The sequence below is a fragment of the Erwinia piriflorinigrans CFBP 5888 genome, from assembly GCF_001050515.1.
Classification (GTDB): domain Bacteria; phylum Pseudomonadota; class Gammaproteobacteria; order Enterobacterales; family Enterobacteriaceae; genus Erwinia; species Erwinia piriflorinigrans.
Genome location: NZ_CAHS01000023.1, coordinates 95,804 through 118,441 on the forward strand (window position 1 = coordinate 95,804; position 22,638 = coordinate 118,441).

A 22,638-nucleotide genomic window follows, 5' to 3' on the forward strand; every position below is an offset into this window, starting at 1 on the left:
TTTTGCTAAGGGTAATCCATTCATGGCAATGATGGTATCAGTCAGCGATGCGGCGGATTAAAGGACGAACTTCTCAATCGCCCAGGCAACACCGTCTTCTGCGTTGGTTTTGGTGACAAACTGCGCCACGGCTTTCACCTTTTCAATGCCATTGCCCATCGCCACGCCGGTACCGGCATATTCCAGCATCGCCAGGTCGTTTTCCTGATCGCCAATCGCCATCACCTCGTTGCTGGAAAGTTTCAGTCGCTCTGCCAGCAGCCGTACGCCCGCCCCTTTATTCACCCGCTTGTCGAGAATTTCGAGGTAGTAAGGCGAACTTTTCATAATGGTATAGCGCTGTAACGCTTCGTGCGGAATGCGGGCAATGGCCGCGTCCAGCAGTTCAGGAGGATCGATCATCATCACCTTCGGGAAGGTCAGGTTGCGATCCATTTCACTGACGCTGCGGTGGCGCAGGGGGATACCGGTCATCCACGACTCATGGACGGTATACTCGCTGATATCCTTATTGGGGGTGAACAGCTCGGTTTTGCTTAACGCCTGGAAATGCACGCCCAGCGAACGTGACAGCTGTTCAAAGTAGAGATAATCCTCGAAGGTGAGCGCCACTTCCGCCACACATTCGCCGTCAGCCGCCTGCTGCACCAGCGCGCCATTATTCGTAATGCAGTACTGACCTTTCTGCTGCAAGCCCAGCTCCTGCAAATAGCGCTGTACGCCAATAAACGGCCGTCCGGTGGCAAGGACAACCGCAACGCCTTTATCACGCGCCGTCTGAATCGCCTGCTTCACCCGTGGCGTCACCTCATGCTGCGGATTAAGCAGCGTGCCGTCCATATCAATCGCAATCAGTTTAATCGCCATACCATCCTCGTTCGCTAACAGTGTCTCTTCATGCTAGCGCGATTCAGCTCACATTGACCAGCCGGAGTGTGCGAAAGCTTGATGCAGCAATCATCTGCTCAATTGAGAGAGCGCAGTGTCTGTTACTATCAGCATCCGTCACTGAAAATCGACAGGGGTTACTCTGCTATGAATGGGTTACTGGATATCCTCGCCGATGTTCTCATTTTTTGGCCAACAGGTAAGGGTAAACAAAGACGTGGGAATGCAGACGTGAGGAAGCTGCCCTTTCGTAAAATACCTGACCTGTCGCAGAAAAAAAATCCACCGAAGGGGAAGCAAAGCCGGGAATGAAGGGAGATATTGCGTGGGTGAGGTAACCTTATCAGACCTGAAGTGACGCGATCTGCGGGTAACCAACGGAGCAATCCGGCAACGCTGGCGTTGCCGGATTTTCCCGAACGGGATCAGATATCGATATTGGCGGCGCGCAGGGCGTTTTCTTCAATAAAGGCGCGACGAGGTTCTACCGCATCACCCATCAGCGTGGTGAACAGCTGATCGGCTGCAACGGCGTCTCTAATGGTGACGCGCAGCATACGGCGGCTGTCCGGGTCCATCGTGGTTTCCCACAGCTGCTCCGGGTTCATTTCCCCCAAACCTTTGTAGCGCTGAACCGACAGACCACGGCGCGACTCTTTGCCTAACCAGTCAATCGCCTGCTCAAAGCTGGCAATCGGCTGACGACGTTCGCCACGCTCAATATATGCATCCTCTTCAATCAGGCCACGCAGCTGTTCGCCAAGCGCACAGATTTTGCGGTATTCGCCACCGAGGACAAATTCGTTATCCAGCGGATAATCGGTATCCACACCGTGCGTGCGCACGCGCAATACCGGCTCAAAGAGATGCAGTTCGCGATTCTCACGCACCACGCCGCTGTAGCTGCTGCCGTGCTGATCGTTATCGTTAAGATACTTCACCAAGCCGTCCAGCCAGTTCTGTACCGGCGCTTCTGCCGATACGTCACTCAGCGTAGCGTGATAAATCAGCGCATTCAGCAGCGCCATCGGATAGCGGCGCTCCATACGTTTGATCATCTTGCGCGTGCTGTTGAACTCCGACACCAGGTCTTCCAGTGGCTTGCCGCCCAGCGCCGGTGCGCTATCATTGGCGTGCAGGGTGGCACCATCAAGCGCGATGGCAATTTGGTACTGATCCATCGCCTCATCATCTTTGATGTACTGTTCCTGCTTGCCTTTTTTCACCTTGTACAGCGGCGGCTGCGCAATATAGACATGGCCGCGCTCGATGATTTCCGGCATCTGGCGATAGAAGAAGGTCAGCAGCAGGGTACGGATATGTGAGCCATCAACGTCCGCATCGGTCATGATAATAATGCTGTGATAGCGCAGTTTGTCCGGGTTGTATTCGTCGCGACCAATGCCACAGCCCAGTGCGGTAATCAGCGTTGCCACTTCCTGCGAAGCCAGCATTTTGTCGAAGCGCGCTTTCTCCACGTTGAGAATTTTACCTTTCAACGGCAGGATGGCCTGATTTTTACGGTTGCGGCCCTGTTTGGCAGAACCACCGGCGGAGTCACCCTCCACCAGGTAGATTTCAGACAGCGCCGGGTCACGCTCCTGGCAGTCGGCCAGCTTGCCCGGCAGCCCAGCCAAGTCCAGCGCGCCTTTACGACGGGTCATTTCGCGCGCACGGCGTGCCGCTTCACGCGCGCGGGCCGCATCAATAATTTTTCCGACCACGATTTTCGCATCGCCCGGATGTTCCAGCAGGTATTCAGCCAGCAATTCATTCATCTGCTGTTCAACCGCCGACTTCACCTCAGAAGAGACCAGTTTGTCTTTGGTCTGTGAGGAGAATTTTGGATCGGGTACTTTGACCGATACCACCGCAATCAGACCTTCACGCGCATCGTCACCGGTAGCGCTGACTTTGGCCTTCTTGCTGTAACCTTCTTTATCCATATAGGCGTTCAGGGTACGCGTCATGGCGGCGCGGAAGCCCGCCAGGTGCGTGCCGCCGTCGCGCTGCGGAATATTGTTGGTAAAGCAGTAGATATTTTCCTGGAAACCGTCGTTCCATTGCAGCGCCACTTCCACACCGATACCGTCTTTCTCAGTGGAGAAATAGAACACGTTGGGGTGGATCGGGGTTTTGTTTTTGTTCAGATACTCAACGAACGCTTTGATACCGCCTTCGTAGTGATAATGGTCGTTTTTACCGTCACGCTTATCTTCCAGCTTGATGGAGACGCCAGAGTTCAGGAACGACAGCTCACGCAGGCGTTTTGCCAGAATCTCGTATTCAAATTCGACAACGTTGGTAAACGTCTGATGGCTTGGCCAGAAACGCACGCGCGTTCCGGTCAGATCGGTTTCGCCGGTGACGTTCAGCGCGGCCTGTGGTACGCCGTGCACATAGATCTGCTGGTGGACTTTACCTTCACGACGAATGGTCAGTTCCAGTTTTTCCGACAGGGCGTTAACCACGGAAACACCCACGCCATGCAGGCCGCCGGAAACTTTATAGGAGTTATCATCAAACTTACCGCCGGCATGCAGCACGGTCATGATCACTTCAGCGGCAGAGATACCCTCTTCTTCGTGAATACCGGTAGGGATACCACGGCCGTCATCCTGTACCGATACAGAGTTATCGGCATGAATAGTGACAAGAATATCGGAGCAGTGACCGGCGAGGGCTTCGTCAATGGCGTTATCCACGACCTCAAATACCATGTGATGCAGACCGGTGCCGTCATCCGTATCGCCGATATACATACCCGGGCGCTTGCGTACCGCATCCAGCCCCTTGAGAACTTTGATACTGGAGGAGTCATAAGAATTCGACATCAACTTTTCTCGCTCGTTTAATCTTCAGGTTGAACCGCTATTTTACCTTGTTCTACGTGGAACATCTTGCCCTTTTCGTCAGTCATGTCGAAGACGTGCTCCGCAGCAATGGCACTGACAAAAACCTGGGCCTGAGTGGCTTTTAAGCGCGCTGCCAACAGGTGGCGGCGCGTTTCATCCAGCTCAGAGGCAAAATCATCTATCAGATACAGGCAACGTCGCCCGTTCTGTCGGGTGAGAAACTCACCCTGCGCCAGCCTCAGGGCGCACATCAGCAGCTTTAACTGGCCGCGTGACAGCAAATCTTCCACCGGCGTACCCTCAGCACGAATGCGGAAATCCGCTTTGTGCGGGCCGCTGGCGGTATAGGTGAGCGCGCGATCGCGCTCAAAGTTGCGTTCCAGCAGCTCGGCGTAATGACTCTCTTTATCCCAGCCGCGCTGGAAAGAGAAGCTCAGCTGAAACTCCGGCAGAAACTGTGCACAGGTGGCATTGATATCCGCCGCAATGGCTTCGCTATAGGCTGCACGCCACTGACTTATCTGCTCCGCCAGCGGCGCCAGCTCCTGATCCCAGGCGCGGATCTGCTGGTAGCGCGAGACCTGGCGCAGCGCGGCATTGCGCTGCTTCAGCAATCGACGCAAATTGCTCCAGGCATGAAAAAAACCCGGTTCGTTATGAAAACAGCCCCAGTCGATATAGGCCCGGCGATATTTCGGCCCGCCGTTCAGCAGGGTAAAGCCTTCCGGCGTAATCAGCTGCATGGGCAACATCTGCGCCAGCTCGGCGACTTTATGGCCGTCGCTGCCGTCGATACGCACCTTACTGTCACCGGCGCGGTTTTTCGTCAGCCCGACGGAGGTTTCACGTTCAGCGCCGGCAATACGCCCGTGTAACACAAAAGCATCCTGCTCATGACGGATCACCCGGCCAGCCTGCAAGCTGCGGAACGCCCGGCCGTGGCCGAGAGTATAAATCGCTTCCAGCACGCTGGTTTTACCGCTGCCGTTCGGCCCGACAAGGAAGTTAAATCCCGGGGCCAGCGCCAGGTCCGCGTTTTCGATATTACGGAAGTCTTTGATAAGCAGGCGGGTTAAAGCCATAGCGGAGGAAATCCCAAAACAGGCGATGGTACACCATCGCCTTGTTTTTTATTGACTGCGTTGACGACAGGCCAGGAAATTACAATCTCATCGGCATGACGACATAGGCGGCAGATTGACTGGCCGCATCCTCGATCTGCACGCTGGAAACGGAATCGGTCAGCAGCAGACGCACATTTTCGCACTTCAGCGCGTTTAACACGTCCAGTACATAGCTGACGTTGAAACCGATTTCGAGATCGGTGCCGCCATAGGTGACATCCAGCATCTCTTCCGCTTCTTCCTGCTCCGGGTTGTTAGCGGTAATTTTTAACTGATTTTCGCTAATATACAGGCGAACGCCACGGAACTTCTCGTTTGAGAGGATCGCCGCACGGGAAAAAGCCTGCTTTAACAGATCGCAACTGGCATCGAGAGTCTTATCCGGGTTCTTCGGCAATACGCGGCGATAATCAGGGAAACGACCGTCTACCAGCTTGGAAGTGAAGATAAAGTCACCCACGTGCGCACGAATGTTATTGCTGCCGATCTGCACCTGCAACAGGCTGTCACCGCCGTCCAGCAGGCGTACCAGCTCAATGACGCCTTTACGCGGTACGATCACCGAATGGCTCGGCAGCGACTGTCCCACCGGCATGGAACAGACCGCCAGACGATGACCATCGGTGGCGACGGTGCGTAGCTCGTCACCTTCGGTCTCAAACAGCATCCCGTTCAGATAATAACGCACGTCCTGATGCGCCATAGAGAACTGGGTGGCTTCGATCAGGCGCTTCATGGTGGCCTGCGGCAAGGTGAACTCGACCTCGCTCTGCCAGTCATCGAGATTCGGGAAATCGCTGGCTGGCAGAGTAGACAGAGAAAAACGGCTGCGACCGGAGCGCACCAGCATTCTTTCGCCTTCCAGTATCACCGCGATTTCGGCCCCTTCCGGCAGGCCACGGCAGATATCAAAAAACTTGCGCGCGGGCACGGTGGTAGCGCCTGGCTGATGATCCTGCGTCAGCGCAACGCGGGCCACCATTTCCATTTCCAAATCGGTACCGGTCAGCAGCAGCGTGCCTTCCGTTACCTGTAACAACAGGTTGCCAAGAATAGGCAGCGTTGGACGACCACCCAGCGGGCTACTTACCTGCTGTAATGGCTTGAGTAACAGCTCACGTTCTACAGTAAATTTCATAGTCAGGAAGATAATGTTCTGATTAGATTTGAGAAATCTTCTTTAATGTCGTGACTTTCTTCACGCAGCTGCTCGATTTTACGGCAGGCATGTAGCACCGTGGTATGATCACGACCCCCGAAAGCATCACCGATTTCCGGCAGACTGTGGTTGGTCAATTCTTTGGCCATCGCCATCGCCATCTGGCGTGGGCGGGCCACCGAGCGCGAACGGCGCTTCGACAGCAGATCGGCCACCTTAATTTTATAATATTCGGCCACCGTCTTCTGAATATTATCGATGGTAACCAGCTTCTCCTGTAGCGCCAGCAGATCGCGCAACGCTTCCCGCACGAAATCGATGGTAATGGCACGACCGGTGAAGTTGGCATTGGCGATCACACGATTCAGCGCCCCTTCCAGTTCACGCACGTTCGAGCGCAGGCGTTTAGCAATAAAGAAGGCCACTTCACCCGGCAGACGAATATCATTTTCATCGGCTTTCTTCATCAGGATCGCGACGCGGGTTTCCAGCTCCGGTGGCTCGATCGCCACCGTCAATCCCCAACCAAAGCGCGATTTCAGGCGATCTTCCACGCCATTGATCTCTTTCGGATAACGATCCGAGGTCAGGATGATCTGCTGATTACCTTCCAGCAGGGCATTGAAGGTGTGGAAAAACTCTTCCTGCGATCGCTCTTTATTAGCAAAGAACTGAATATCATCGATCAGCAGCGCATCAACCGAGCGATAGTAGCGTTTGAACTCTTCTATCGCGTTATTCTGCAACGCCTTAACCATGTCCTGCACAAAACGCTCGGAGTGCATATAGACCACTTTCGCGTTAGGTTTGCGCGCCATAATCCCGTTACCCACCGCATGTAACAGGTGAGTTTTACCGAGACCGGTGCCGCCATAAAGGAACAGGGGGTTATACGCCCCGCCGGGATTATCAGCCACCTGACGTGCCGCCGCGCGCGCCAGCTGGTTTGATTTACCCTCAACGAAGTTGTCGAAATTATGCTTGGTATTGACGTTTGAGCGGTAAGAAAGCTCTGCCAGAGCAGGCACGTTATCCCAGCTTGGACGAGTCGGTGCCGGGCGGCTCACCACACCGGGTGCGCTGGTATGCGCACTGGCCATCACCGGCTGACTGACAGTCTGAGAGACGGGCTTGCTGCCGACTTCAAAACGCAGCAAAGGCACATTTGCCCCGCAGAACTCATTGAGCAAGGCATTGATATTATTCAGGTATTTATCCCTAACCCAGTCGAGCACAAAACGGTTTGGTGCATACAAGGCCAGCGTATTGTCGTTCAGCTCGGCCTGCAAGGGGCGTATCCACATGCTGAATTCGGTGGCAGGTAGTTCATCCTGCAGGCGGGCAAGACACTGTTGCCAAAGCGTAAGTGACACGGCGGACTCCACTCGAAAAAGTTCGATAAGTAACAAAGGTACTGAAGCGATAATTTCATCATTGTTGACGCATGCCGAAGAGACGCATGCGAACCGCTATCCGCGGTTACTCCGCCCGTACCCGATATCTGTGGTGCTTTCGAGAACGATCGACCCGGAGGATCTCTAGCGGAAGGGCGGATCATAGCGTAAAGCGCGGCAGAGATCTTCACTTTCTACACAGTTTTGATCCAATTTATCCACAGGTGCGGATCGTGAGGATAAGTTTACGCCACCTTGCGCAAAAGGCACTCTGCATCGTCTTCAATATGTGAAATTAATCGGTTCGGCTCGCTAAGATGGCCAAAATGACGTCGACGGATCGCGTTAAGATCCTGCGCGATCCTTGCGCTTTTTAGCGGACGCCGTATAATTCTTGCCCCGGCATGTGCGCCATAGCCCTTTTGGATGATTTTTCGGTTCACTACGGGTAATCAGGATGCGCTTTACACACGAAGTAAATTGACTCTGGACTGTACAATTATTACAATCCCGCCTCTTTATTAAAGACACACTGAGGCGTCGGTCGTTTTTTCGGGCCAGATACGCGTCACAAGTGAAATTTTTCAAGTTTAGGTAGAAATCGCCATGAAACGCACTTTTCAACCGTCCGTACTGAAGCGCAACCGTTCACACGGTTTCCGTGCTCGTATGGCAAATAAAAATGGTCGTCAGGTTCTGGCACGTCGTCGTGCTAAAGGCCGTTCTCGTCTGACCGTTTCTAAGTAATAAAAGCTAACCGCTGAGTGGTTAAGCTCGCATTTCCCAGGGAGTTACGTTTGTTAACTCCCACTCACTTCACTTTCGTCTTCCAGCAGCCACAACGGGCTGGCACGCCGCAAATTACTATTCTCGGCCGCCTGAACGCGCTGGGGTATCCCCGCATCGGTCTCACCGTCGCGAAAAAACATGTTAAACGCGCGCATGAACGCAATCGGATCAAGCGATTGACCCGAGAAAGCTTTCGCCTGCGTCAACATGAACTTCCGTCGATGGATTTTGTGATCGTAGCGAAAAAGGGCATTGGTGAGCTGGACAACCATGCACTGACGGAAGCGTTGGAGAAATTATGGCGTCGCCATTGTCGCCTGGCTCGCGGCTCTTAATCGGGCTGATACGCGTCTATCAACGCGTTATCAGTCCGCTGTTAGGACCCCACTGCCGTTTTCATCCCAGCTGTTCGCAATACGGTATTGAAGCATTGCGTCGGTTCGGGATGGTAAAAGGGAGTTGGTTGGCGATGAAACGCATATTAAAATGCCACCCCTTGAACCCGGGTGGCGACGATCCGGTGCCGCCACACAACCATTGATACCAGAGAACATTAACGATGGATTCGCAACGCAATCTCTTCCTCATCGCTTTTCTGTTCGTGTCTTTTATGATCTGGCAAGCCTGGCAGACGGATAACGCTCCGCAGCCACTGCAAACCCAGACCACACAGAACACGACCAGCGCAGCAGGTGATGCCGCCAATCAGGGTGTACCTGCCAGCGGCCAGGGCAAAACGATCACCGTTAAGACCGATGTCCTGTCTTTAAACATCAATACGCGCGGTGGCGACATTGATCAGGCTCAGCTGCTGACCTACCCGGACAAACTGGGCTCGGACCAGCCTTTCCTGCTGCTGGAATCCACCCCAGGCTTCCTGTATCAGGCGCAGAGCGGCCTGACCGGTCGTAACGGCCCGGATAACCCAGCCAACGGCGCACGTCCTCTTTATACCAGCGGCCAGGATCATTTCGAACTGGCTAATGGCCAGAGCGAGTTGCGTATCCCGCTGACCTTTACTGCTGAAAATGGCGTCACCTACACCAAGACTTTCGTCCTGAAGCGCGGTGAGTATGCTATCAGCGTTGATTATCAGATCAACAACACCACCCAGCAGCCGCTGGAAGTATCGATGTTTGGTCAGCTGAAGCAGACAATCGATCTGCCGAAGCATCGCGATACCGGCAGCAGCAACTTTGCCCTGCATACTTTCCGTGGTGCGGCTTACTCCAGCAGTGAGACCAACTACGAGAAGTACAAATTCGACAAAATCAGCGATAACGAAAACCTCAGCGCCACCACCAACAATGGTTGGGTCGCGATGCTGCAACAGTATTTCGCCACCGCATGGGTTCCGCAGACTGCGGGCAGCAACTCCCTTTACACCAGCAATCTGGGTAATGGCATTGCCGCTATCGGTTATAAATCTGCACCGGTGATCGTTGCCGCAGGTTCCCAGCAGCAGCTGGCAGCCACGCTATGGGTTGGCCCGGAAATTCAGGACAAAATGGCGGCGGTTGCGCCACATCTTGATCTGACCGTGGATTATGGCTGGCTGTGGTTTATCTCGCAGCCGCTATTTAAGCTGCTGAAATTCCTGCACGGCTTTATCGGTAACTGGGGCTTCTCAATTATCGTTATCACCTTTATCGTGCGCGGCATCATGTATCCGCTGACCAAAGCGCAGTACACCTCAATGGCAAAAATGCGCATGCTTCAGCCTAAAATTCAGGCAATGCGTGAGCGTTTAGGTGATGATAAGCAGCGTATGAGCCAGGAAATGATGGCGCTGTACAAGGCAGAGAAAGTGAACCCGCTGGGCGGCTGTCTGCCGCTGGTTATCCAAATGCCGATCTTCCTTGCCCTCTATTACATGCTGATGGGCTCGGTGGAACTGCGTCATGCGCCGTTTGCTCTGTGGATCCATGACCTTGCTGCACAAGACCCGTACTACATCCTGCCGATCCTGATGGGCGTGACGATGTTCTTCATTCAGAAGATGTCTCCGACCACCGTGACCGACCCGATGCAGCAGAAGATCATGACCTTTATGCCGGTGATTTTCACCGTCTTCTTCCTGTGGTTCCCGTCAGGTCTGGTGCTGTACTACATCGTCAGCAACCTGGTCACCATCCTTCAGCAGCAGCTGATTTATCGCGGGTTGGAAAAACGTGGCCTGCATAGCCGCGACAAGAAAAAGGCGTAATTCGGCAACGAATCACCGCAATCCGTGCTAAAACCAGGCACGATGTCTATTATAAGGCGGTCAATTGACCGCCTTATTTTTTTGCATGAAAAGAGAATTCAACATGAACCATAGCGATACCATCGTCGCTCAGGCGACGCCGCCGGGGCGTGGCGGCGTCGGCATCCTGCGTGTTTCCGGCAGCCAGGCCGCCGGGGTTGCGCAGCTACTGCTGGGTAAACTGCCAAAACCGCGCTACGCCGACTATCTGCCGTTCCGCGATGCGGACGGTAGCACCCTCGATCAGGGAATTGCGCTGTGGTTTCCCGGCCCGAACTCCTTTACCGGCGAGGACGTGCTGGAATTGCAGGGCCACGGTGGGCCGGTGATCCTCGATCTGCTGCTGAAGCGCATCCTGTCACTACCCGGGCTACGTATTGCTAACCCTGGTGAGTTCTCCGAGCGCGCTTTCCTCAATGACAAGTTAGACCTGGCCCAGGCAGAGGCCATTGCCGACCTGATAGATGCCAGTTCAGAACAGGCGGCACGCTCAGCGGTCAACTCATTACAGGGCGTTTTCTCCACCCGCGTTAACCATCTTGTGGAAGCACTCACTCACCTGCGGATATACGTGGAAGCGGCGATCGACTTCCCAGATGAAGAAATCGACTTCCTGTCGGATGGCAAAATAGAGGCGCAACTTCACCAGGTCATTACCGATCTCAACGCAGTGCGCGGTGAAGCACGCCAGGGGAGCCTGCTGCGTGAAGGGATGAAAGTGGTGATTGCCGGGCGGCCCAACGCGGGGAAATCCAGCCTGCTGAACGCGCTCGCCGGGCGCGAAGCCGCCATTGTCACCGATATTGCAGGGACAACGCGTGATGTGCTGCGTGAACATATCCATATCGATGGTATGCCGCTGCATATCATTGATACCGCCGGACTGCGCGAAGCCAGCGATGAAGTCGAACGCATTGGTATTGAGCGTGCGTGGCATGAGATTGAACAGGCGGATCATGTACTGTTTATGGTCGATGGAACCACCACGGATGCCACCGATCCCGCAGAGATTTGGCCTGACTTTATTGCCCGGCTGCCGGAGACATTACCGGTTACCGTGGTACGCAATAAAGCGGATATCACAGGTGAAACAAGGGGCGTTGAAGAAGTAAATGGTCACTCACTTATCCGCCTGTCGGCACGTACCGGCGAAGGGATTGAAAACCTGCGCGACCATTTAAAATCAAGCATGGGCTTTTCCGGCAATATGGAGGGAGGCTTCCTGGCCCGTCGCCGCCATTTGCAGGCTCTCGAGTTAGCGGCTACTCACCTGGATCAGGGAAAACATCAGCTGCTGGCCGCCTGGGCTGGGGAGTTGCTGGCGGAAGAACTGCGTCTGGCGCAGCAGGCACTCAGTGAGATCACCGGCGAATTCAGCTCCGACGATCTGCTGGGGCGGATTTTCTCCAGTTTCTGTATTGGAAAATAAGCGTACCGGTGGGATAAGCGCTATCCCACCGGAAAACGAAAATCGTGAGATGCCTAAAATCTGAAAATACGCCAATACATGGAATCCAGATGAAAAAAGTTCGGAAAATTCCTACAATCACTGGGATGATTATCCGACCATTTTCATGGAGCGACAGATGGCAAGTCATTTTGCACGCTGGGCACTCGCCCAAAGCAGACCTAAGGTTCACCGCATCCCGCAACAAATCATTGAAAATGCTTCGCTTTTTAATGAGAGACGGCGTACGCGCTTTCTGGCAGCCCGCACCCTGCTCGCTGAACTGATGTTCAAGATCTATGGCATCCCGAAACTTCCCGGCATGATTGCCAGCAGCAACGGCCGCCCACGTTTTTCTGACCCTGACTTACCTGACTTCAGCTTTGCCTATGCCGGAAATGTGGTTGGGGTACTGTTAGCCGAGGAAGGAGAACATGCCGGGCTGGATATAGAGATGGTTCGGGCGCACAGTCGGCAAACGCTGGAAAGCCATTTTGAGTATCTCTCCTCGGGGGAAAAAGCGTGGATCCATGCGCAGAATGACGCCATTGAGGCTTCAACTCAACTGTGGACGCTGCGTCAAAGCATTCTCAAGATGACCGATGAAGGTGTCAATAGTGAAGGCTCACTTCAGCTGCATCCCGCATCTGGCAGGCTTCGTTCCGTCAACAGACCGGGCATTCAGGCTTTCTGTGACGTTGAACCTTTACTGGTCTGGTCCTGTGCGCTTTCGCCGGGGGATGAGAGATTAAGTTTGTGGGAATATAACGAAGATAACGGCCTGGAGCCGCTGCGAGAGATTAACCTGCGTGCGCAAAATATGGGGCCCTGCACGCTGCGCCTGACCAGCCTGCCGGTAGAAAGATAGCGACATCACCGCAGAGAATGCGGGTGGCATAGCCACCCGCACGGATTAATGCGCGTCAATAAACACAATTTTTGCGACAAAAAGCAGCGCCACCACCACGACACAGGGGCTGATTTCGCGCCAGCGCCCGGTGCCCAGTTTCATCACGCAATAAGAGATGAACCCCAGCGCGATACCTTCAGTAATTGAAAAACTGAATGGCATCATCACCGCAGTGACAAAGGCCGGCACCGCTTCGGTCAGATCGTCCCATTTCACGCGCGCCAGGCTCGATGTCATCAACACACCCACATAGATTAACGCGCCAGCCGCCGCATAGGCAGGCACCATAGCGGCCAGTGGAGAGAGGAACATTACCAGAAGGAACAACAGGCCGGTCACTACCGCCATCAAGCCCGTGCGGCCTCCAATGGATACGCCGGAAGAGCTTTCGATATAGGCCGTCACCGAAGACGTTCCGATAAATGAACCTGCCACAGAGCTGATACTGTCGACATACAGCGCCTGTTTCATGCGCGGGAAAGTGCCTTTTTCATCACTCAAGCCCGCTTTATCCGTCACGCCAATAAGCGTGCCAGAAGAGTCGAACAGGTTAACCAGCATAAAGGAGAAGATGATCCCCGCCATTCCTACATTTAGCGAGTCCTTCAGATTAACCTGGCCCAGCACCGACGTGACAGCAGGGGGTGCGGAGAAAATACCGGTGAACTTAACATCGCCAATGGCCAGTCCAATTGCCGTCGTGACGACAATCGATACCAGAACCGCCGCATGAATATTACGTGATGCCAGAACGGCGATAATAAAGAAGCCCAGCGCGCCCAACAGCACGCTATGCGATGTCAAATTACCAACGGTCACCAGCGTGGCTTCACTTGGCACGATGATGCCCGTATTCTTCAGCCCCATCAGGGCGATAAACAGACCAATACCGGCCGTGATCCCTACGCGCAGGCTTAACGGGATATTCGCTATCATCCAGTAACGCACGCGGAACAGGGTCAGCAGCAGCAGGCCCACGGCTCCCCAGAAGATGGCCCCCATGCCGACCTGCCAGGAAATGCCCATCGCCCCAACCACCACGAAAGCAAAGAAGGCGTTTAGCCCCATTGCCGGAGCCAGCGCGACGGGCAGATTGGCTACCAGCCCCATCAGAATACTGCCGAACGCGGCTATCAGGCAGGTCGTGACAAACACCGCCCGGGTATCCATGCCCGCCACGCCGAGGATCTGCGGGTTAACGAAGACGATGTATACCATTGTCAGAAAAGTGGTAAATCCGGCAATCACCTCGGTACGCACGGTGGTGCCATGTTCCTGTAGTTTAAAAATCCGTTGTAACAGACCGGGATTCGTCATTATGTGATTCCAAAACGGAGAAAAGTTGTCGACGGTTATCCTAACTCATTAATGCGATTTTGGGATGTTGATAACCCGGTTTTTTCGCAACCGATTGCGCTGCGGACGCACCTTATGACGACCACCAAAGGTGAGCGCGATGGCCCGAGGGGAGAGGGATGAAAGCCAGAACAGCGGTCTGACATCCAGAACGAAAGGCTGAAGTTGGCAGGCCGGGAAACCGGCCTGAGCTCAATTTTCGGATGGCTGCCTCATTTTGAGTCGGGTTTATTCTGTTTAACCTCTTTCAGGTGCCGCAGAACGGTTTCAAGGCTCACGCCGAGTTGACGCGCAATATCTCTCTCTTCTAAACCTTCTTTATTCATATCACTTACCGTTCCCTGCATATCGGGTCTGGAACCTGCATAGTAGAAATGAAGCTGGAAGGTTTTCAGACAACTCTGGCAACGATAGCGTTGTATACCTGAAGCGGAACGTCCATTACGACGTATCCTGACTTTTTCTTTACAACGCGGACAGGAAATAACTCCCATGACCATACATATCACTCCTGGTGCGAAACGTTAACGATAAAAAAACAGCATGAACTATCCTTCCTTCACTTTTCTAAAAAAGAATGAAAAGACGGGAAATAGCTATCTCCAAAATAATTAAATATCCGTTAAGGCGCTAAAAATATTATCAATATGAGACAGACACTAACCTGTGCACGTAAAGCGTTATCAGCAATGACGCATAGTAGGCCGCGCTATCTTATTCTCCACCCTGATAAGACGGTGGCCGATCCATAAAATGGAATATTGGCACATCTGCCGAACGACATCAGAATAGTTAAACTTTGCCGTAAATAACAATATTTTACAATAATAACCATATCTTCACTTGTTGTAAAAAACAAAAAACGCGAAAAGGGCGAGAAAACGCGTGAGTCAGAGTTAAATAAAAACTCATGGCATAAATAAATAAAAAAACCTCGAATGCTATATTTATTCGGAATAATAGGTCGCATAAAAAAGTAATGCGATTATTTGAATTCTGCCAAAAAACAGTAAGATAAAGGCTTATTTCAGAAGTCAAATAAGGACGAAATAAAACAGGAATTTCCTTACTCCTTTTTTATTTAACACCGACTTCGCAAGGAGTGGACGGGGTTGGTATCCATCAGGCAACAATATGGCAGGCCAAATATGGCGGGGGATCGCGGAGATGGATAGGGACAGTGTTGCTGTGCTGAACCTGTCAGCACAGGAAAGGCAGCGATCGTTGCTTTAACCGGCGTCACCCTGCGCCTGGCGGCAGAAGGCGTTGACAGGGTAAGTTTGCAGATGTCAGGTATTCAAACGAAAAGGCCAGGGAAAGCACGGCGTGCCGCAGAGATCGGCACGCCAGAGAGAGTCAGGCGGGGTTGCTGCCGTGGCCATCACCCGCCAGCAGTTTATCCAGCTGGTCGCCGCCGACATGGCGGAAATCATGGCCTTTAATAAAGTAAAAGATAATCTCGCAAATGTTCTGACAACGGTCGCCGATACGCTCAATGGCGCGGGCGCAGAACAGGGCCGTCAGCACGCTTGGGATGGTTCGTGGATCTTCCATCATATAGGTCATCAGCTGGCGAACAATGCCCTCATACTCCTGATCAACCTTTCTATCCTCGCGGTAAATCTCTATCGCCGCGTTAAGATCCATACGCGCGAAAGCATCCAGCACGTCGTGCAGCATTTGAATGGTATGACGTCCCAGTGACTCCAGGCTCACCAGCAGAGGCTGATGCTGCTGGGAAAACTTCTCCAGCGCGGTGCGGCTAATCTTCTCCGCCACATCGCCAATGCGCTCCAGTTCAGAGATGGTTTTGATGATCGCCATCACCAGACGCAGGTCGCTGGCCGTTGGCTGGCGCTTGGCGATGATGCGCACGCAGGCTTCATCAATATCCACTTCCATCATATTGACCTGCTGGTCACCTTCGATCACCTTATTGGCCAGCTCTGCATCCTGATTGTGCATCGCGACGATCGCATCCGTTAACTGCTGTTCCACCATGCCGCCCATGGTCAACACTTGGGTGCGGATGTGCTCCAGCTCGGCGTTGAACTGGCCGGAGATATGTTTGTTCAGATTCAGGCTATCCATTATTTTCTCCCGCCATATCAACCGTAGCGACCGGTGATATAGTCTTCAGTCTGCTTCCGTTGTGGGGTGGTGAACAGCATATCGGTCTCGCTGTACTCAATCAGTTCGCCGAGGTACATAAACGCCGTACGGTCGGAGCAACGGGCTGCCTGTTGCATATTATGAGTCACGATCACCACCGTGTAATCCTGTTTTAGTTCGGTAATCAGCTCTTCGATGCGCCCGGTTGAAATCGGGTCGAGCGCCGAACAGGGCTCATCCAGCAGTAGAACTTCCGGACGGATCGCGACACCGCGCGCGATGCAAAGACGCTGCTGCTGACCACCGGAAAGACTGTAACCACTCTGATGCAGCTTATCTTTGGTTTCCGTCCACAGCGCCGCTTTCGTTAGCGCCCACTGCACACGTTCATCCATATCGGCACGCGACAGCTTTTCAAACAGGCGCACGCCGAAAGCGATATTGTCATAAATTGACATCGGGAACGGCGTTGGCTTCTGGAACACCATTCCTACGCGCGCACGCAGCAGAGCAATATCCTGGCTGGCGGTCAAAATATTTTCACCATCCAGCAATATCTCCCCTTCCGCCCGCTGATCGGGATACAGCGAAAACATCTTATTAAAGGTGCGCAACAGGGTGGATTTGCCACAGCCGGATGGCCCGATAAACGCCGTCACCTGATTCTTGGCAATATCCAGATTGATGTTTTTCAGCGCATGGAATTTTCCGTAATAGAAATTCAAATCGCGAACCTGAATTGTCTGTGCGGAAGTATTATCAACCATTTTTATCTCACTTAGTCCGCGCCGTCTGCGATGCACGGCTCAATTAATGTTTGCTTTTGGCGAAGACAACGCGTGCCAGAATGTTCAGTAACAGCACGCACAGAGTAATAATCAGCACGCCCGCCCAGGCCAGACTCTGCCATTCGGCAAACGGGCTCATGGCGAACTTGAAGATAGTCACCGGCAGGTTAGCCAGCGGCTGCATCATGTCGGTGCTCCAGAACTGATTCGACAGCGAGGTAAACAGCAGCGGAGCCGTTTCCCCGGCAATACGGGCTATCGCCAGCAACACGCCGGTCAAAATTCCAGAGACCGATGCTTTCAGGGTAATAGCCGAAATCATCTTCCATTTCGGCGTTCCCAGCGCGTAGGCCGCCTCACGCAGGCTGTCCGGTACCAGCTTCAACATATTTTCAGTGGTACGGATAACAATCGGGATCTGTAACAGCGCCAACGCGATCATCCCGGCCCAGCCGGAAAAGTGCTGCATCTGGGCCACCACCACGGTGTACACAAACAGCCCGACCACAATCGAAGGGGCCGACAGCAGAATATCGTTGATAAAGCGGATCGTTTCGGCCAGCCAGGACTTGCGCCCGTATTCGGCCAGGTAGATGCCCGCCATAATGCCAAGCGGCGTACCGACCGCCGTGGCCCAGAAGATCAGCAGGCCGCTGCCCGCCAGGGCATTGGCCAGACCGCCGCCTGCCGTATTCGGCGGCGGCGTGTTTTCGGTAAACAGCGCCAGCGACATACCATCCATGCCGCGCGTTACGGTAGAAAACAGGATCCAAACCAGCCAAAACAGACCAAAGGCCATCGTTAGTAATGACAGAGTGAGGGCAATGCGGTTTTTCAGCCGCCGCCATGCCTGCATTTTACGGCGTGAGGCGAGCAACGCATCGTGCGCCTGTAGTTCAATGGTGGTCATGAGCGTGCTCCTTCACTTTTCGCCAGGCGCAGGATCATCAGTTTGGAACAGGCCAACACGATAAAGGTGATGACAAACAGGATCAGCCCCAGTTCCATCAGCGCGGCGGTATGCACGCCGGACTCAGCTTCGGCAAATTCGTTAGCCAGCGCCGAGGTAATGCTGTTGCCGGGCATAAACAGTGAGGCGCTGTCGAGCTGGTAGGTGTTACCAATAATAAAGGTGACCGCCATCGTTTCACCCAGCGCACGCCCCAGCCCCAACATCACCCCGCCAATCACCCCGTTTTTGGTGAACGGCAGAACAATCCGCCAGATAACTTCCCAGGTGGTGCATCCAATGCCGTAAGCCGACTCTTTCATCATCACCGGCGTCTGTTCGAATACGTCACGCATCACCGAAGCGATATAAGGAATAATCATTATCGCCAAGATAATCCCGGCGGCGAGAATACCGATACCAAAAGCCGGGCCGGAGAACAACGCACCGACAATCGGCACGTTGGCCAGCACCTCGCCGACCGGCTGCTGGAACCAGGTGGCAAACAGCGGAGCAAAAATAAACAGCCCCCACATGCCATAGACAATGCTGGGGATAGCCGCCAGCAGTTCGATGGCAACGCCCAGCGGACGGCGCAGCCAGCCCGGAGCCAGTTCAGTCAGGAATAGGGCGATGCCAAAACTGACCGGAACGGCGATCAGCAGGGCAATAATCGAGGTGACGACAGTGCCGTAGATCGGCACCAGCGCACCAAACTGTTCGTTCGGCGCATCCCACTCTTTATTCCACAGGAACGAGAAGCCAAATTTCTGAATGCTCGGCCATGAGGAGATCAGCAGGGAAACGATGATGCCGCCGAGCAGCAACAGCACAATCAGCGCAGCCAGTTTCACCAGCGCGCTGAAGATGATGTCGCCCTGTTTCCCAGGGGCCTTAAATGTCGGCTTGGTTGCAGCCATAGAATTCTCGAGTCGGTTACAGCTGATACATCGCGGGCAAGGCAAGCCTTGCCCGCACGGGTTACCTGCGCCACATTTAATGTGGCGTTTTAAGCAATTAGTACAACGCGTTACCTGAGCTGTCTTTCACGTTGGTTTTCCAGGCGGCGCGAATTTGTTCTACCACAGAATCCGGCAGTGACGCGTAGTCGAGAGCCGTGGTGGTTTTGCCGCCGTTTTTGTAAGCCCAGTCAAAGAACTTCAGCACCGCTGCGCCTTTCTCTGCATTAGCCTGCTCTTTATGTACCAGAATAAAGGTGGTTGAAGTGATTGGCCACGCATTGTCCCCTTTCTGGTAGGTCAGATCCTGCGCGAACGAGGTGCTCCAGTCAGCGCCTTTAGCCGCATCACTGAAGCTTTTTTCGCTCGGTGCAATCGCTTTACCATCCGCATCGACCAGTTTGGTATAAGCAAGGCTGTTCTGTTTCGCATACGCGTATTCGACATAACCGATAGAGCCGGGCAGACGTTGTACGAATGCGGCCACGCCGTCATTGCCCTTACCACCCAAGCCTACCGGCCAGTTAACGGTACTGCCTTTCCCAACTTTGCTGCTCCAGTCTTCGTTCACTTTAGACAGATAGCTGGTGAAGACAAATGACGTACCGGAACCATCAGCGCGGCGCACCACGTTGATATTAGAATCTGGCAGCTTCACGCCCGGGTTCAGTTTAGCGATCGCCGGATCGTTCCACTTCTTGATGGTGCCGAGGTAGATATCACCCACGGTTTTACCATCCAGCGTGAGCTGACCGGATTGAATACCCGGGATATTCACCGCCAGTACCACCCCACCGATCACCGTCGGGAACTGGAACAGGCCATTTTTGGCTAAATCTTCATCTTTCATCGGCGCATCTGATGCGCCGAAATCGACGGTTTTAGCAATAATTTGCTTCACGCCGCCGGAAGAACCGATACCCTGATAGTTAACCTGGCTACCCGTAGCGGTGTTGTACTCTGCCGCCCACTTATTATAAACCGGTGCCGGGAAGGTGCCGCCAGCACCGGTCAGATTGGTTGCCGCCATCGCAGATACGGCGCTCAGAGAAAGGGTTAACGCAACGCATTGAGCCAGGGTTTTGTGCATCAAAGTCATATTCCCTCCACGGGATAATAAAGTCAGGTCGGTTACCGTGTTCGTATGATTAATTATTGCTGCTGAAGGCAAAATAGGACAGTTTGGTGACAGTAAAATGTCGCTAATATGACAGATTTATGACAGACAGCGGCAGCCAGGGTGGCATCTGGAAAAGTTGGCCGCCCGACGGCGGATTCGGGCTGGCTCTGTTATCGCTACGAAAATGAGATCGCTGACCAAAGCATGCGCCAGGATCCGTCAAAAACGGCTTACCTTTAGCGTACCTCATCCCCTTTAAGCCCCAGTTGGTAAGCGGGCGGCCCCGGTAACATCGGCTGCGCCTCTCCCCTGACCCAGGCGGGGAAACTATCCATCCACCAGCGGCTCAGCGGGTGGCCACTTTGCCCTGAAGGCAGACTCAATATGGCCTGAGACTCTTCACCAGGGGAGACCACCATCCGCTCTGAAGCGCCGAAACGCGGGCGGTTGACATGAATAACATTGTTGTCACCGGAAAGCGCGACTGACGGAGAGCGCAGATAATGCCCGACTACCGGTAACGCTTTTGCCAGCGGATGCGCATAGTCACTGCGATTTATCTCTCCCCAACGTGTTTTACCCGAATCCCGTTTTTTCCAGCTATCTGCCAGGGTGGAGCGGGTCCACGCCTGCCAATCCGCTGAACCGGGCGGCACCCATTTTTCGGCGTTCATCAGCGCCAGCATCGTTTCATCCCACCGTGGGTTTGCCCGACGGTAGTACGCCTGCGGCCACTGTTGAGAAAGCGTGTTGTCCAGACCGCCAAAGATGCTGGCGTACATATCGTCGCGCCATTGGGCGATCAGCGCATACCCCGTAGAATCCGCGTCAGCATGACCATTCCATTGGCGAAGCAGGCTGCGCATCTGCTCATAGGCCGGATCTTCACCCTGTTGAGGATTGGCTAAACTTTTTAGCAGCCAATCGCGCCAAACGGCAGCCAGCGGCGCCTCATCATTCAACTGTAGGCGGTACATTTGCTTTTCATCCGCGTCCGTTTGCTTTGTCAGCCGTTGAGTAATGGCACTGGCGCGCACGCCGATATCGGCCCCCCCGTCGCCAAGCCTCTCTCCTTGCCGATCAAACAGCAGACGGTTATTGGCGGTCACAATCATGCCATCCGCAGGGTTGATGGCTTGAGGATGTGCCGCCGCTGGCAGCGGCTGCCAGCGGTTTTCAGCGGACGCACGCACAGGGGAACGCGTCTGTTCCCCTGCCGTCGAACGATCTGCCAACGTACCTGCCAGCGTCCAGCCAATATTGCCCTGACTATCTGCGACCAGCAGGTTTTGCGCCGGGATGCCGGCCTGTTTACCGGCGGCTAATGCCGACGGCACCGATTCGGCGTCATCCAGCATGGCCAGGTTGAGATTCAGCGCACCCGGTAACTGCAATACCCAGTGCATCGCCATATCACCGCGTGGCGTGGTAACAACTGGCCCCCACTGACTGCTGCGCAGGGTAAGCGTTTGCGACTTACCCTGATTGACCCGCAGCATTTCCGTGTGCGTCTCTGTTTTCATCGTCTTATCGGCGACAACCCAGTCAAACGTATCGACGTAGCTGTTGGTAAAACCCCAGGCAATATGGCCATTACTGCCGCTCAGTAACAGGGGTAAGCCCGGCAGTGTAATCCCCGTCAGGCTTCTTTTTTGTGTGCTCTGGTTAATCCGGGCCTGATACCAGATACCGGGCAACCCCAGCCCCAGGTGCATATCATTGGCCAGAATGGCCTTACCGTTGCGGCTTAATAACCAGCCATTACTGCCTTTCATGCCTTCGTCGGGTAGCGCGGATGCTGAATCGACGTGCGCCTGTCCCCACCATGCGGGTGCGGAGGTGGGGATGGCGGCAGCGGCAGGGACGCTGCCTGCCAGCGGCCTGTCCCATCGGCTGGCTTCAGGCAGCAGGAAGGCCTGTTGCTGCGCGTTGTTGTCAGCAATCCAGCCGCGCGCATATTCACGGCCCGCCTGATTACCCTGGAGATCAAAATACATCGCGGCAATGACCAGCAGGCTATCCTCTTCATGCCAGGGTTGCGGCGAGGTGCGCAGAACCCAGTACTCAAAGGGTCTGCTTTGCAGGGCATGCAGGCCGGCATTAACCCCGGCGGTATAGCCCGTCAGACGCTGCCGCTGGCTGGCGGGCAATTGTGACAGGGCATGACGCGCCTGGGCGCGCAGCTGAAAAATTCGCCTCTGGCGGTCAAGGGTCAGACCACTTTTACCCACCAGCTCTGCCAGCTCTCCTGCTGCACTACGGCGCAGCAGATCCATTTGGAAAAAACGGTCCTGGGCATGGAGAAACCCGAGCGCGAACCAGGCCTGCTGACTGTTGCTGGCCGAAATATCCGGCACCCCTCGCGGGTCTCGCTGGATCGTCGCCTGCCCGTTTAGCCCGGAAACCCGCTGGGTTCCCTCACGCTGCGGCAAACTCTGATACAGCGCCACGCCAGCCACCGCGCCCGCTAACACCACCAGCACGGCAATGACACCCATCGTCATCAGCGCGATTTTTCCCGTACGGCGCAAAATTTTTACCAT

General features: G+C 54.2%; 18 protein-coding genes and 1 pseudogene. 6 read left to right on the forward strand and 13 right to left on the reverse strand.

Annotated features, from left to right (window positions below; genetic code table 11):
* Nucleotides 1-57: 57 nt before the first annotated feature.
* The 5 genes from yidA to dnaA all read right to left on the reverse strand — a co-directional run bounded on the left by yidA (nt 58) and on the right by dnaA (nt 7,399).
* Nucleotides 58-867 (reverse strand): sugar-phosphatase, encoded by an 810-nt coding sequence (gene yidA, locus EPIR_RS17590; protein WP_023656848.1) that lies wholly within the window; start codon nt 865-867, stop codon nt 58-60.
* 446 nt (nt 868-1,313) lie between these two features.
* On the reverse strand, nt 1,314-3,722 hold the full coding sequence (gene gyrB, locus EPIR_RS17595; protein WP_023656849.1) for a DNA topoisomerase (ATP-hydrolyzing) subunit B: 2,409 nt from the start codon (nt 3,720-3,722) through the stop codon (nt 1,314-1,316).
* A gap of 17 nt (nt 3,723-3,739) precedes the next feature.
* Nucleotides 3,740-4,825 (reverse strand): DNA replication/repair protein RecF, encoded by a 1,086-nt coding sequence (gene recF, locus EPIR_RS17600; protein ID WP_023656850.1) that lies wholly within the window; start codon nt 4,823-4,825, stop codon nt 3,740-3,742.
* Nucleotides 4,826-4,904: 79 nt separating this feature from the next.
* On the reverse strand, nt 4,905-6,005 hold the full coding sequence (gene dnaN, locus EPIR_RS17605) for a DNA polymerase III subunit beta (RefSeq protein ID WP_023656851.1): 1,101 nt from the start codon (nt 6,003-6,005) through the stop codon (nt 4,905-4,907).
* A 2-nt stretch (nt 6,006-6,007) separates the two neighbouring features.
* Nucleotides 6,008-7,399 (reverse strand): chromosomal replication initiator protein DnaA, encoded by a 1,392-nt coding sequence (gene dnaA / locus EPIR_RS17610; RefSeq protein WP_023656852.1) that lies wholly within the window; start codon nt 7,397-7,399, stop codon nt 6,008-6,010.
* 627 nt (nt 7,400-8,026) lie between these two features.
* Between dnaA and rpmH the strand changes: the two genes are divergently transcribed.
* The 6 genes and pseudogenes from rpmH (at nt 8,027) to EPIR_RS17635 (ending at nt 12,769) form a co-directional block, all read left to right on the forward strand.
* Nucleotides 8,027-8,167, forward strand: a complete 141-nt coding sequence (rpmH, locus tag EPIR_RS17615; RefSeq protein WP_003023858.1) for a 50S ribosomal protein L34 — start codon at nt 8,027-8,029, stop codon at nt 8,165-8,167.
* A gap of 17 nt (nt 8,168-8,184) precedes the next feature.
* On the forward strand, nt 8,185-8,544 hold the full coding sequence (gene rnpA / locus EPIR_RS17620) for a ribonuclease P protein component (RefSeq protein ID WP_023656854.1): 360 nt from the start codon (nt 8,185-8,187) through the stop codon (nt 8,542-8,544).
* A pseudogene (gene yidD / locus EPIR_RS18500) lies at nt 8,508-8,766 on the forward strand (membrane protein insertion efficiency factor YidD). The gene rnpA and the pseudogene yidD overlap by 37 nt, the downstream one beginning before the upstream one ends.
* 2 nt (nt 8,767-8,768) lie before the next feature.
* Complete coding sequence (yidC, locus tag EPIR_RS17625; protein WP_023656856.1) at nt 8,769-10,415, forward strand: membrane protein insertase YidC; 1,647 nt, start codon at nt 8,769-8,771, stop codon at nt 10,413-10,415.
* A gap of 103 nt (nt 10,416-10,518) precedes the next feature.
* Complete coding sequence (mnmE, locus tag EPIR_RS17630; RefSeq protein WP_048698044.1) at nt 10,519-11,883, forward strand: tRNA uridine-5-carboxymethylaminomethyl(34) synthesis GTPase MnmE; 1,365 nt, start codon at nt 10,519-10,521, stop codon at nt 11,881-11,883.
* A 157-nt stretch (nt 11,884-12,040) separates the two neighbouring features.
* Nucleotides 12,041-12,769, forward strand: a complete 729-nt coding sequence (locus tag EPIR_RS17635) for a 4'-phosphopantetheinyl transferase family protein (protein ID WP_023656858.1) — start codon at nt 12,041-12,043, stop codon at nt 12,767-12,769.
* A 45-nt stretch (nt 12,770-12,814) separates the two neighbouring features.
* Here EPIR_RS17635 and EPIR_RS17640 read toward each other — a convergent pair whose 3' ends face one another.
* The 8 genes from EPIR_RS17640 to EPIR_RS17675 form a co-directional block, all read right to left on the reverse strand.
* The gene (locus EPIR_RS17640; protein ID WP_023656859.1) at nt 12,815-14,128 is read right to left on the reverse strand and encodes an NCS2 family permease; all 1,314 of its coding nucleotides are present in this window, start codon (nt 14,126-14,128) and stop codon (nt 12,815-12,817) included.
* Between the two features lie 251 nt (nt 14,129-14,379).
* A complete protein-coding gene (locus EPIR_RS17645; protein ID WP_023656860.1) occupies nt 14,380-14,667 on the reverse strand; it encodes an IS1/IS1595 family N-terminal zinc-binding domain-containing protein in 288 nt (95 codons plus the stop codon).
* A gap of 856 nt (nt 14,668-15,523) precedes the next feature.
* Nucleotides 15,524-16,258 (reverse strand): phosphate signaling complex protein PhoU, encoded by a 735-nt coding sequence (gene phoU / locus EPIR_RS17650; RefSeq protein ID WP_023656861.1) that lies wholly within the window; start codon nt 16,256-16,258, stop codon nt 15,524-15,526.
* A 17-nt stretch (nt 16,259-16,275) separates the two neighbouring features.
* A complete protein-coding gene (pstB, locus tag EPIR_RS17655; protein ID WP_023656862.1) occupies nt 16,276-17,046 on the reverse strand; it encodes a phosphate ABC transporter ATP-binding protein PstB in 771 nt (256 codons plus the stop codon).
* Nucleotides 17,047-17,089: 43 nt separating this feature from the next.
* On the reverse strand, nt 17,090-17,977 hold the full coding sequence (gene pstA, locus EPIR_RS17660; protein WP_023656863.1) for a phosphate ABC transporter permease PstA: 888 nt from the start codon (nt 17,975-17,977) through the stop codon (nt 17,090-17,092).
* Entirely contained in the window at nt 17,974-18,936 is a 963-nt protein-coding gene (gene pstC, locus EPIR_RS17665; protein WP_023656864.1) for a phosphate ABC transporter permease PstC, read from the reverse strand. Before pstC ends, pstA begins: the two co-directional genes overlap by 4 nt.
* A 97-nt stretch (nt 18,937-19,033) precedes the next feature.
* Complete coding sequence (pstS, locus tag EPIR_RS17670) at nt 19,034-20,074, reverse strand: phosphate ABC transporter substrate-binding protein PstS (protein WP_048698046.1); 1,041 nt, start codon at nt 20,072-20,074, stop codon at nt 19,034-19,036.
* A 257-nt stretch (nt 20,075-20,331) separates the two neighbouring features.
* Nucleotides 20,332-22,638 carry a penicillin acylase family protein gene (locus tag EPIR_RS17675; protein ID WP_023656867.1) on the reverse strand — a complete coding sequence of 769 codons (2,307 nt, stop codon included), beginning with the start codon at nt 22,636-22,638 and terminating at the stop codon, nt 20,332-20,334.